Here is a 12,974-nt window from a genome sequence, read left to right as displayed (position 1 = left end):
TTAAACCACAGGGTCGTACCTAATAACAAAAACCCACTAAAAAATAACATTTAGGTAGGTTCTGATTCGGTTTCTACTAAATCCATTTGGCCCAATAAATTAATATCTTCCCCATTATCCATATCGTCTTCCGCATCATCTTCTTCACTTAATTCAGCATAACGATTTAATGGATAAGGCAAAATAATAACTTGAGTACCAATATCAGCGAAATCTAAATTAAGCCATTGTGCATCTTCCACAAACATTCTGACACAACCGTGACTCGCATTGTATCCTGGCACCCCACTTGAACCATGCATCGCAAAACCACCTTTAAAGAACATACAATAAGGCATGGGCGCGCCACCATCTGGCTGTGGAAATTTAGTGGATGCGCAAGCAGGCCCCCGTTTTTCATAGACCTTAAAATTACCACTGGGTGTATGACAAGGCCGTCCTAAATCAGGGCACCAATTTTGCCCACTGGATGCCGGTCCCCAGCGAATAATATTACCGGCAGGTCCATAAGCCGCCCACGCATTTAATGAGGGCGAATAAATGATCATTTTCTTTCCAGTGGGAACTCTGTAAGGTGAAAATGGTGTATACTGCATACTATCCGCGCTATAGGGATCTCTCGGTATTGCGATCTTCATCCCAGGCCATATCCGTGTGTTCATGCGGTTAATACGCATCACCAGGTCTCGCCTAGCTGGATCAGGAAATAAGCTTTGCCAGGTTTCCCCTTTTTGTACCGCGATACAATAAAGACGTGGATCATCACATAATGACTGGAGTAACCATCCGCGTGCTGCAAAGCTATCACCGTTCATCACTAGAAAAACGGCAAGCAATGCAAATAATGCTACAAATCGTATGAGTATACGCATAACTGCTCCTTCCCACCTGTTTAGAGGGGGTGCTCTTAAAATAAGGCGTTACTCTTAATTAAAATATAGTCTATTTTAAGGCCTAAAGAAGCAAAACAATGTTTAATTTCTCTGATACTAACCGCAAATGGTGGATCCTACTGGCCATGTCCAGTGCACTAGCCTTGGTCTTCATTGACCAAACAGCGCTTGCCGTGGCACTTCCAGCGATTCAACGCGACCTAAATTTGAGCAATAACCTTCTACAATGGGTTATTAACGCCTATTTATTAGCCTTAAGCGCATTAATCCTATTGGGTGGGAAAATAGGCGATACTCTAGGCCATAAACGCGCTTTTTTATTTGGCGTCATTGTTTTCATTAGTGCCTCCATATTATGCGCACTGGCTCAATCAGGTGCTTGGATTATCACTGCGCGTGCCCTACAAGGACTGGGTGGTGCTTTTATGATGCCTTCAACCAACGCCCTAGTCATCAACGCCTTTCCTGAAAAAGAACGCGGTAAAGCGATGGGTATTTATGTCGCCTTAGCGGCTATCTTTTTGGCTTTAGGCCCTTTGCTAGGCGGTGCCCTCACACAATGGTTTGGTTGGCGTGCCGTTTTTTGGATCAACTTTCCTATCGCCATCATTAGTATTGTTTTATCGGCTTCTGCTGTTCCACGCTGGGAGCCTACCGAAAAACTAGTTCTTGATTACTTAGGCGTCTTGCTCTCCATGGCTTTCATCAGTGGTTTCGTACTAAGCTTTATGGAAGGGCCCCATTGGGGCTGGACTTCACCGATGATCCTGGCTTTATTTTCTCTCAGCATACTGGGTCTTATTGCATTTATTTTTTGGGAACGTCGATTCGCACATCCCTTAGTAGAACTTAAATTATTCAAAAATCCTACTTTTTCTATTGTCACCACCGTGATGGTCATCATACAAGCGGTTGGTATCGTGTTCGTATTTTGGGCTATTTTTCTACAAAGTGTGCTGCAATATTCACCCCTAGCTGCCGGTTTACTCCTTTTACCTTCGATGGTACCTATTATTTTCATGGCCCCTATTGGTGGTTATTTACGTGATAAATACGGCCCTACCTTACCCATGTTCTGGGGTTGTTTACTGGTTATTTTAAGTCTTATTTGGATAGGTCTTTTCAGCCATTACCAGCGCTATAGTTGGCTGTGTCCGGGCTTACTCACGTATGGTATAGGCATGCCATTAATGCTTTCGGGATCGATGACGACAGTGATGAGTACCGTTAGCGCACAACAACGTGGCATTGCGGGTGCTATTCTTAATTGCGCCCGACAATTTGGTGGTTCGATTGGTTTGGCTGTATTAGGAAGCTTTTTAGCCAGTTTAAATACCTGGAAGCTCACTTCTTTTGTTCAGCACGCACCCGGATCACTCGCACATATGCCAGAAAATTTAATCGACGGCTTACTGGTGAAATCAACTTTAGCCATGAAAGCCATCAGTCATTTATCCGCTCAATCAGTAGCATTGCTTAAAACGGCTGCACTGAAGGCGTATACCTATGCGTTTAGTACAACGATGTTTCTAGCGGCGGCATTTGCCTTCATTTGCTTATTACTGATATTAAAAGTGCCGCGCGGAAAATTAAGCGAATAAAAACGTTATTATATTCACAGCAATGGGATTTTCGACACCACAGCCGAAAACTCTAGTGCTGTGAATATCTGCGTAATGGTATAGCTTCAGTGAGACAATGCATCTCTATTTATTTTATCTAAATAATACAGTTGGCTTAAAACAGAGAGAATCCCCTTTTTTAAGAGGGAATTCTTTTCCAAGGCGGGATAAGTATTTAATTCAATCAACTCAATCGTTTCAGTAGAACTTCTTCTAAAGAAACCAACTCTTTTATTTTTTAACCTTATTATCTCTCCTTGTTAATAATTTTTATAAACTAGCCGGCACTCCTCGTCATGCCTTTTATAGTATCCATACTATCATACAGAGCATTCTCTACCATTGTATTAGTAGTAGGGGTTGTTTTTCCAAAAAGAGTAAATCGATTATTTACTGTACTCACGGGCGCTTGCGTTGACGCCGTGTTTGTCAATGCTAACTCTGCTTCTAATCCCTTAACCTCTGCTAAACGTGCCTTCGTTTGATCTAAATCCAATTTAGCCATTTCTATAGGCTGTTTCAGTTTATCGCTCAACATATCGCCATACTGATAGGACTGAGAAACTCTTATGGAAGCCCTTATTTTTCCCTCTAAGACAAAAATAACATTTTCTAAATGCCGTATAAGATCCTCTAAGCTTTCAGGCGATCCAAGTGTTGCATATTTAAATTCAGCTAAATTGAGCCTTATTTTCTGATCCAGAACCGGATCGGTATTAATAGCATCCTGTAGCGTTTGCATATAATCATTCGATTGATGAGAGCGAATGGCGGCAAAACTCACGGGCGCTTGCGTTGACGCCGTGTTTGTCAATGCTAACTCTGCTTCTAATCCCTTAACCTCTGCTAAACGTGCCTTCGCTTGATCTAAATCCAATTTAGCCATTTCTATAGGCTGTTTCAGTTTATCGCTCAACGTATCGCCATACTGATAGGACTGAGAAACTCTTATGGAAGCCCTTATTTTTCCCTCTAAGACAAAAATAATATTTTCTAAATGCCGTATAAGATCCTCTAAGCTTTCAGGTGATCCAAGTGTTGCATATTTAAATTCAGCTAAATCGAGCCTTATTTTCTGATCCAGAACCGGATCGGTATTAATAGCATCCTGTAGTGTTTGCATATAATCATTCGATTGATTAGATTGAATGGTGGAAAAAATTTTGTTTAAGGCATGCAAACAACGACGTAGCGATTTTAATAAATAAATTTTTGCTTGATGTAGCGATGTTTTGCTTTTCACAGCATCTTTAGCTGGTTTAAATGAAGAAAGATCTTCATAGATGGATTCGCTAACCCCAGATGGCTCAACAGGTAATGGCGGCAAAGGCCTATTTGCTAATGAGTTAGAAACATCAGCATGTGATTCTGTAGATTGAGGGTAATCGTAAGTCGAGAGTGTCGCCATAGGATAATATGAGTTTGTGGCTTTGGGCACATCGTAAATAGGTTCAGGTGATTTTAAGTCCCTCGACACATCGTAAATAGGTTCATGTTTAGCAATTTCATCGCTAAGTTGTTTTAAAAGTTCATCTAAACCCGTAAAAAGATTGGTTGTATTTTCGGAAAAATGATTAACAACATTAGATTCCATTTTTTTTGTTACGGTATTTTCTGCTAAAATTGAAGTCGTCATAAAATCTCCTCATTAAACTAAAATTATTTTGTCGCTGATAAACTTAAAAATTCTCCTCTTAACTATATTATGTTTTTCTACATAACTAGATTACAAACTTTTACTTAAGGAAAAATTAAATAATAATAAGCAACGACTACAAAACTCTGCACCGTACAAAAAATGCAGTACTTGCGTTTAAACGTTTGAAATAACAGCTAATTTTTATTTTAGCCGGCAACTAAAATTTTTCGTCATTGCGAGCGCGAAGCGCGCGGCAATCCAGTAAAACGAAGAAATAACCCCGCGCAAAAAACAGGATTTAATACAGAACCTCGTTCTGCTGTTAAATGAATATATGTATCAAACCAATAAAAAAATAGAGGAAAAAAGAGAGGTTAATAATAATCAAAAGGAAATTTATAATCATTTTTATAACATAATGCTCATAATCTCAGCCCTGAATCAGCAATTACAAAATCCAGAGGAGCAAAAGACGAATATAGAATTGTTTGATTATATAAAACCTCATCATTATTTAGTATCACCTAATTCTTTAACATCCCCTGATAATTTGGCATTGCTTGATCAGTTAAAAGAAACTATCAAAAAAATGGATCAACTCGTTAGAACTGAGCATTTACCCACGCGGCTAAGCAAAATTTATGAAACAATAAAAACGCTGCTAAGAAAACTCATTATTTTATTCGCTCCGTTCACAGGAAGACAGCTTATCAATGAGCCGGCACAAACCCTAACAAGCACTCGTTCTGCTCTATTTTCTCAGATTGAAACCTTGCAGAAGAGTTTAACCCCTATTCCTGAGCCACAAACAGAGGCACCGATGATTGGGCTTCCTCAGCCAAAAATGTAAAACCATAGCCTAGATTAAAAGCAAGGATGCTTATTTACTTGTTGCGATCACATCCGATGCCAATCGGTTCCGGAAGCGTTATCACTGATCGAAACGCCCAAGTTAGCTAACTCATCGCGAATTTTATCCGCTTCAGCCCAATTTTTTTCAGCACGCGCTTTGTTTCGTGCCGCAATCAATGTTTCGATCGTTTGTGATTGATCTGCTTGAACGCCGGCTTTTAAAAATTGTTCCGGATTTTGTTGCAGAATACCCAATATACCCGCTTGTTGTTTTAAAAATGTGGCTAACGCTAAAGCTTGTTTTGAATCGCTCTCACGAATTCGATTGATCTCACGTGCAACATCAAATAACACCGCTAATGCCTCGGGTGTATTAAAGTCATCGTCCATCGCGGCTTTAAATTTATTTTGATAATCTCTGATATCAGCCGCGAAATCAGAATCTTGCAACGCAATATTTAAATTAAGACCACGCAAAGTGCCATAAAAACGTTGTAATGCGGATTGTGCGGCTTGCAAATTTTCCTGTGAGTAATGAATAGGACTACGATAATGACTCGCCACTAAAAAATAACGCACCACTTCAGCCGGGTATTCTGCCAACACATCACGCACGGTAAAAAAATTACCTAAGGACTTAGACATTTTTTGTCGATTAATTTGTACAAAACCCACATGCATCCAGGTATTGACAAATTTTTTATCGGTTGCACCTTCGGATTGTGCAATTTCATTTTGATGATGCGGAAAAACTAAATCTAAACCACCACCGTGAATATCAAAGTGTTTTCCTAATGCTGCCATGGACATCGCAGAACATTCAATATGCCAACCCGGCCGCCCTTTTCCCCACGGCGAATCCCAACTCGGTTCATTGGGTTTAGCTTGTTTCCATAATACAAAATCTAAGGCATCTTTTTTCGTAAGCTCAACCGCAACCCGAGAACCACGGCGTAATTTTTCTAGATCTTGGTGCGCCAATTCACCGTAGGTTTTGAATTTATCAACGGCATAAAAAATATCACCGTTATCCGATTGATAGGCAATGCCCTTTTCCATCAATGTTTGAATTATATCGATCATCGGCGCAATCGCCTCAGTGGCTTTAGGCTCATGCGTAGGCGATAAAATATTTAATTGCGAAAAATCCTGATGCATGGCATCGATCATACGTCCGGTTAAGTCACTTAAACTTTCATTATTTTCTTGGGCGCGCTTAATAATTTTATCGTCAATATCCGTAATATTACGCACGTAATTCACCTGATAGCCTTGACTCTGTAAATAACGTACCACCACATCAAAGGCAACTAACACACGCGCATGGCCAATGTGGCATAAATCGTAAACCGTCATACCACATACATACAGCCCGACTTTTTTATCGTGCAACGGTTTAAAGCTTTCTTTTTTTTGGGTGAGCGTGTTATAAATTTTTAGCATAAAGGATTCTCTGACGTATTTTTTCAATGCCAATTAAGTTATAAAGTTTTTCCATTTCCGGACCATCTAAGCGTCCCGTTAAAGCCATACGTAGCGGCGCAAATAAACTTTTACCTTTTATTTTTAAACTATCCTGAAGTCCTTTAACTAAGCCTTTAAATTCAAGTGGCTGTTCTAATAAGGTAAAAGCTGACTCCCAAAATACCGACGGTACATTTTTTAAAAAATCGTTGGCTTGATCAGTGCGTACTAGCTCCACAAACAATGTCTTTGCCCATTGCAATGCTTCATCTGGAAATGCAACATTGGCACGCATTAATGTCATAAATTCGGGCATGAATGCCGCTGGAACAAGTTTTTTTACTTCTTCACCCATCCAATCAGCAAACTGATCATCACTACTCTGCAATACCGCTTGCTTCTGCCAATAGTGTAATTGAATCTGATCATAACGTGCCGGTGATTTACCTAATCGTTCAACTGAAAAATTTTTACTCAGCGTTCGCATGTCCATAAAATCAGGATCAGCATAAGTATGGCCTAATCGCGCTAAATAGTTTTGTAAGGCTTCTGGAAAATAGCCTAATTCACGCAAGGCCTTAATACTAAAACTACCGTGACGCTTCGATAAAGGTGCACCATCTTCTCCCACAATTAACGACATGTGCCCATAAGTTGGCACTGCTAACGCTAATGCCTGTAATAGCATAATTTGCCGCGGTGTATTGGTCAGATGATCTTCGCCGCGCAGTACGTGGGTTACTTCCATTAATGCATCATCAAGGGCATTACAAAAAAAGAAAGCCGCTGAACCATCACTGCGCTGGATCACAAAGTCACCAATATCATCACTGGCAAACGCTTGTTCACCTTTAACTAAATCATTAAAACGAATCATTTGAGAAGCCGGAACCTGAAAACGTAAGCTGGCTTTCTGGCCTTGCGCTTCTTTTTCAGCAATTTGACTGGCCGTTAAATGGCGACAAATGCCGGTATAGCGTGGCGGTTTACCTTGTGATAATTGACGCTTACGCATCAAGGTTAATTCTTGTTCGCTGCAAAAACACGGATAGGCACGCCCTGCCTTTTCTAAGACTTGATAATAATGTGCGTAAATCGATTGACGCTCGGATTGAAAATAAGGACCTTGTTTACTTTCTTTGCCCGGCCCTTCTTCCCAAGGCAAGCCTAGCCATAATAAATCGACTTGTACTTGTTCTGATAATGATTGTAGGGAACGCGTGGCATCACTATCCTCTATACGTAACAAAAAATGGCCGGCTTGGGATTTAGCTAATAAAAAGCTAAATAAGGCGGTCCGAGCATTTCCCAAATGGATATAGCCGGTGGGACTTGGAGCAAAGCGGGTTTTCATCATAAATTCTTTTTAAGCAAAAGCGGAATAAATTTTTTCGTCATTGCGATTGCCACGCTGCCGCTCGCAATGACAGCTACGCGCGTGGCAATCCAGTGAAACGGTTAGTTTTCTCCTGGATAGCCACGGCCGAAATGAGATTTCGGCCGTGGCTATGACAAGGTCCCTATAATTTTAAATAAAAATAACACGAAATTGCGCTATCATTAAACCCTATGTCGACTTTATTTATATCGGATTTACATTTAAGTGCCAATCAACCCGCATTGACACGTTTATTTCTGTATTTTTTACAATATCAAGCAAGAAAAGCCGAAGCACTCTATATTTTGGGTGACCTGTTTGAAAGTTGGATTGGTGATGATGATGAATCCCCCTTTAATCAGCAAATCGCCTCCTCGCTTGCAGAGCTCACGGCGAGTGGTGTCAAAACTTATTTTATGCCGGGTAATCGTGATTTTTTAATGGGGCAGCGTTTTATCAAGAAAGCGGGATGCCAATTACTGACTGATCCCACCTTAATAACACTTTACGGCATACCGACGCTACTGACACACGGCGATAGTTTATGTACGCTGGATAAAAGCTATATGGCTTTCCGACGCCTGGCACGTACGCGTTTTTTACAATCTCTGTTTTCACAATTACCGCTGCTTCTACGCCAGAAAATTGCCCGTTACTTACGTGGAAAAGAGCACACCGGTATACCTAGCCATGATGCAAAATACGATGTAGTGATGAATGAAGTATTTAGAGAAGTGAAAAAGTCTTCAGCACAATGGATCATCCACGGACACACCCATCAGCCTTGTATCCAACTACTCCAAAACACAACCGAAAATTCAAATGCTAAGCGTATAAAGCGCTTTGTATTAAGTGATTGGAGCACTACTCAAGGTAATGCGCTGATTGTTTTGCCCCATAGAGACTGTGGATTAATTTATTTCTCATAAGCGTTCTTTATTTAATTCTAAATGCGCATTTACCGAGTCAGGTAACAAGGATTTTAGCCCATTCTCTATGGGTTCAAAATGTGGAATCAAGACCGACTCATTCCAGGATTGTTCTTTAGAAAAAGGTGTTAACCCTGCAAGCATCATCAATAAAACAACCACTAAAATACCACGCGCTACACCAAAGATAATACCTAATATTCTATCGGTTCCACTTAATCCTGTATTGGAAACTAATTGACCAATTAGATAATTAATCAGCATACCTAATATTAATGTGGCTAAGAATAAGCCAACAAAGCTAACTACCAATCTTACTGAATCGGAATGAATCACATTCACTAACAATCCAGCGATATATTGATAAAAGATAAAGCTGACGATAATGGCCGCAACCCATATCACTAAAGAAACAATCTCGCGAACAAATCCGCGCATCACGCTAATTAACACCGACAGTGCAATAATGGCGATAATTGTATAGTCGATCCAATTGAACGTAGACATGTTAAAAATCCAGTTTGTCAAAGAAAATATTTATGAATTAATGTGACTGCTTTGCTCATTGTTCTCTCCTGATATTTTTATTTTATCATTTAAATGGGTTTTCACCAGCTTAAGTCATCATTTCGTCATTATGAGCCTTGATACAGATCATCCAAGGTAAAAACCGAATGCAAACGATAACCCTTTGCTTCTAAAGCTTCTCTTCCACCTTCTTGTCTATCCACTAATACCACCACATCGGTCACTTGCAAACCTTGTTGCTGTAACACATCAATAGTCTTAATAACACTACCACCCGTCGTCACCACATCTTCTATGACTAAACAATTTTGACCTTTTTTAAAAATACCTTCGACTTGTTTTTTTGTGCCATATTCTTTTGCTTCTTTACGACAAATTACCATCGGTAAATCTTGATCTAAAGAAATACAAGTGGCTATCGGTAAAGCCGTATAGGGAACACCACATAACAATGTGGTTTGCAGATTTTTTACTCTATCCCATAGTGCACAAGATAGCTCGCGCAACAATTTGGGATAGGCAATAATAGGACGTAAATCAATATAAACAGGAGAAGTTTTACCACTACGCAGTGTAAATTCACCAAATTTAATGGTATTAATCTCTGTTAATGCTCGGAGGAGTTCTTGTTTTTTATTCATCATATTCCTATATCGTCGTCCCGCGGCCTGACCGCGGGATCCAGAAAAACAAAGTATTTTTACAAAGATTAATAGTAAATTCTAGCTTCCCTTGGACCCTGGCGTTCGCCAGGGCGACGAGTTTTTCTATGTCGTAATGTCAAGGAATTCTTGTTTTTTATTCATAAAAAAAATCATCGTCATGGCGAGCGAATGTAATGAGCGTGGCCATCCAGTTAAGGTATTTCTGGATTGCCGCGCGCTCCGCGCTCGCAATGACGAGTAAGTAATTACCCTATTGTTTCATCAAGAATTTCTTCTTCTATTCGTTCCAAACCGACCAATGTCTCGCCTTGATTTAACCGAATCAAACGCACGCCTTGCGAGTGTCGTCCCGCACTACGAATTTCTTCTACACGCGTACGTACTAAAGTCGCTTTATTGGTGATTAGCATAACTTCATCTTCAGGAAATACCTGAACAGCCGCTACGACATTACCATTGCGTTCGGTTATTTTAAGTGCCACCACACCACTACCACCGCGACCCGTCAAACGATGATCGTCTATTGGCGTACGTTTGCCATAGCCCTGGCTTGTTGCCGTTAATATCTGCCCATCGGGTTTAGCAATAATCAATGAGATAACGCGTTGTCCCTCTTGTAATTTAACGCCTCTAACTCCACATGCCGTACGTCCCATCGCGCGTACTTTACTTTCATTAAAACGAATCACTTTCCCTGCATCGGTAAACAATAAGACATCTTGATGCCCATCCGTTAATGCAACACCTACTAGACGATCACCTTCGCGCAAATCAATCGCAATAATACCGTCATTTCGTGGCCGTGAAAAATCAATCAAACTAGTTTTCTTGACGGTCCCATTCGCGGTCGCCATAAAAATAGCTTGCTCAGGATCAAAATGATGCACCGCCAATACCGCATGAATACGTTCATCCGTATTCAAACTTAATAGGTTAACAATGGGCCTTCCTTTCGCGGCTCGACTTCCTTCCGGTAATTTATACACTTTAAGCCAATGCACTTTACCCAAACTTGAGAAACACAATAAAGTAGCATGTGTATTCGCAATCAATAGATGCTCTATAAAATCTTCTTCTTTGACATCACCGGAAGATTTTCCTCTGCCACCACGCCGTTGTGCTTGATACACATCTAATGCTTGACGTTTGATATAACCATCGTGTGATAGTGTCACAACGACATCTTCAGATGGGATTAAATCTTCTTCATTAATTTCTGCATCCACCGTGACAATTTCAGTACGACGTGCATCTAAAAACTCTTCTCTGACCGCACATAACTCTTCACGCACCACCTGACGCAAACGATCGGGGTTATTAAGAATTTCTAATAGATCATTGATCAGTGTTAACTGTTCACGGTATTCATTCAAGATTTTATCTTGTTCTAATCCTGTTAAACGGTGTAAACGCAAATCTAAAATAGCTTGTGCTTGTTCGGGTGATAAGCGGTAACGTTGAGTTTCTGAGATAAGACCATACAGACTAAGTTCTTTTTCAGTTAGTCGTTTACCTTCGGATACAGGTACTTTGCGCAGCATCTCTGCGACCACGCCTAATTGCCAATCTTGCTGCAAGAGTTGTTGTTTGGCTGAACTAGGATCTTTAGCGGCTTTGATTAATGCGATCATAGGATCAATATTCGCTAAAGCAATCCCTAATCCTTCTAAGATATGGGCACGTTCACGCGCCTTACGTAAATCAAACAACGTGCGTCGTGTGACGACCTCGCGACGATGGGATAAAAATGCTTCGATGAATTGCTTCAGATTGAGTAGTGCCGGTCTGCCATCGACTAAGGCCACCATATTAATACCAAATGTCACTTGTAATTGTGTTTGCGAAAATAGATTATTCAACAGTACATCAGCATTTTCACCGCGTCGTACCTCAATCACTACGCGCATACCGTCTTTATCAGACTCATCACGTAACGCGGTAATGCCTTCGATGCGCTTTTCTTTGACTAATTCAGCAATTTTTTCTACTAATTTGGCTTTATTAACCTGAAAAGGAAGCTCGGTCACAATAATGCGCTGCTTATTAGTTTTTTCATCCAGTTCAAACTGCGTTCTGGCTCTAACAAATACGCGCCCTCTTCCAGTATGATAGGCCTCTACAATGCCTTTTCTGCCATAAATTAAGCCTGCCGTTGGGAAATCCGGCCCTTTTATCAAGTTGATTAAATGGTCAATGCTCAACTCAGGGTCACCGATCATTGCCAAACATGCATCAATGACCTCACCCAGATTATGCGGCGGAATATTCGTCGCCATCCCTACCGCGATACCAGAAGAACCATTCACCAATAAATTAGGTATACGAGTAGGTAATACGACGGGAATCTGCTCGGTTCCATCATAGTTCGGTGCAAAATCAACCGTGTCTTTGTCTAAATCCGCGAGTAAGGCATGCGCTAGCTTTGACATACGAATTTCGGTATATCGCATCGCCGCAGCAGAATCGCCGTCTATGGAACCAAAGTTACCTTGCCCATCGATCAAGACTGAGCACAGCGAAAAAATTTGCGCCATACGTACAATCGCATCATAGACCGCCCCATCACCATGTGGATGATACTTACCAATCACATCCCCTACCACACGCGCTGATTTTTTATAGGGCTTATTCCAATCATTCCCCAGCTCGCTCATGGCAAATAAAATACGTCGGTGAACAGGCTTTAAGCCATCACGAACGTCAGGTAAGGCACGACCAACGATAACGCTCATCGCATAAGACAGATAAGACTGCTTAAGCTCTTTTTCAATCGTGACAGGAATAATTTCGTTGGCTACTACTGACTCAGTCATAAAAACCCATTCATACACAAAATAAGCTGAATATTACCATAAATAGGGGGCAATCGGCAGCTTAATCTTCATCGAAAAACAAAGAAAAAAGGCGTTATTCAGGATGAAAGCAAGGGGTATAAACGCTAGCAATAAAGAGGCCAAAGCAACGCTCCAACCTCTTTTTATCTCCCAAACAGCGAGCCCCGCTG

At 40.8% G+C, this 12,974-nt stretch carries 10 protein-coding genes; 3 read left to right on the top strand and 7 right to left on the bottom strand.

Features of this window, described 5'->3' with window-relative positions:
* Positions 1–50: 50 nt before the first annotated feature.
* On the bottom strand, positions 51–872 hold the full coding sequence (locus DMP02_RS03185; protein ID WP_126322637.1) for a L,D-transpeptidase: 822 nt from the start codon (positions 870–872) through the stop codon (positions 51–53).
* A gap of 98 nt (positions 873–970) precedes the next feature.
* Between DMP02_RS03185 and DMP02_RS03180 the strand changes: the two genes are divergently transcribed.
* The gene (locus tag DMP02_RS03180; protein WP_126322636.1) at positions 971–2,494 is read left to right on the top strand and encodes an MFS transporter; all 1,524 of its coding nucleotides are present in this window, start codon (positions 971–973) and stop codon (positions 2,492–2,494) included.
* A gap of 298 nt (positions 2,495–2,792) precedes the next feature.
* On the opposite strand, the gene DMP02_RS03175 is transcribed toward DMP02_RS03180, so the two are convergent.
* Positions 2,793–4,151 (bottom strand): hypothetical protein, encoded by a 1,359-nt coding sequence (locus DMP02_RS03175; protein ID WP_126322635.1) that lies wholly within the window; start codon positions 4,149–4,151, stop codon positions 2,793–2,795.
* 421 nt (positions 4,152–4,572) lie between these two features.
* Between DMP02_RS03175 and DMP02_RS03170 the strand changes: the two genes are divergently transcribed.
* Positions 4,573–5,004 carry a hypothetical protein gene (locus DMP02_RS03170; protein WP_126322634.1) on the top strand — a complete coding sequence of 144 codons (432 nt, stop codon included), beginning with the start codon at positions 4,573–4,575 and terminating at the stop codon, positions 5,002–5,004.
* Between the two features lie 47 nt (positions 5,005–5,051).
* Here DMP02_RS03170 and cysS read toward each other — a convergent pair whose 3' ends face one another.
* Both cysS and gltX read right to left on the bottom strand, forming a co-directional pair.
* Positions 5,052–6,449 (bottom strand): cysteine--tRNA ligase, encoded by a 1,398-nt coding sequence (cysS, locus tag DMP02_RS03165; RefSeq protein ID WP_126322633.1) that lies wholly within the window; start codon positions 6,447–6,449, stop codon positions 5,052–5,054.
* Positions 6,433–7,827, bottom strand: coding sequence for a glutamate--tRNA ligase (gene gltX, locus DMP02_RS03160; protein WP_172593972.1), 1,395 nt, complete (start codon positions 7,825–7,827; stop codon positions 6,433–6,435). Before gltX ends, cysS begins: the two co-directional genes overlap by 17 nt.
* A gap of 212 nt (positions 7,828–8,039) precedes the next feature.
* On the opposite strand from gltX, the gene DMP02_RS03155 reads away from it, so the two are divergent.
* The gene (locus tag DMP02_RS03155) at positions 8,040–8,777 is read left to right on the top strand and encodes a UDP-2,3-diacylglucosamine diphosphatase (protein ID WP_126322632.1); all 738 of its coding nucleotides are present in this window, start codon (positions 8,040–8,042) and stop codon (positions 8,775–8,777) included.
* On the opposite strand, the gene DMP02_RS03150 is transcribed toward DMP02_RS03155, so the two are convergent.
* The 3 genes from DMP02_RS03150 to gyrA all read right to left on the bottom strand — a co-directional run bounded on the left by DMP02_RS03150 (position 8,772) and on the right by gyrA (position 12,783).
* Positions 8,772–9,284 carry a CvpA family protein gene (locus DMP02_RS03150; protein ID WP_126322631.1) on the bottom strand — a complete coding sequence of 171 codons (513 nt, stop codon included), beginning with the start codon at positions 9,282–9,284 and terminating at the stop codon, positions 8,772–8,774. The two genes, DMP02_RS03155 and DMP02_RS03150, sit on opposite strands and share 6 nt — an antisense overlap.
* A 128-nt stretch (positions 9,285–9,412) precedes the next feature.
* Positions 9,413–9,949: an orotate phosphoribosyltransferase gene (locus tag DMP02_RS03145; protein ID WP_126322630.1), complete on the bottom strand. Its 537-nt coding sequence runs from the start codon at positions 9,947–9,949 to the stop codon at positions 9,413–9,415.
* A gap of 266 nt (positions 9,950–10,215) precedes the next feature.
* On the bottom strand, positions 10,216–12,783 hold the full coding sequence (gene gyrA / locus DMP02_RS03140; RefSeq protein ID WP_126322629.1) for a DNA gyrase subunit A: 2,568 nt from the start codon (positions 12,781–12,783) through the stop codon (positions 10,216–10,218).
* Positions 12,784–12,974: the final 191 nt, after the last annotated feature.

It is taken from the genome of Candidatus Rickettsiella viridis (genome assembly GCF_003966755.1).
Taxonomy (GTDB): domain Bacteria; phylum Pseudomonadota; class Gammaproteobacteria; order Diplorickettsiales; family Diplorickettsiaceae; genus Rickettsiella_B; species Rickettsiella_B viridis.
The sequence above is the reverse complement of the archived record's forward strand: the minus strand, read 5'-3'. Positions and strand labels throughout refer to the sequence as shown.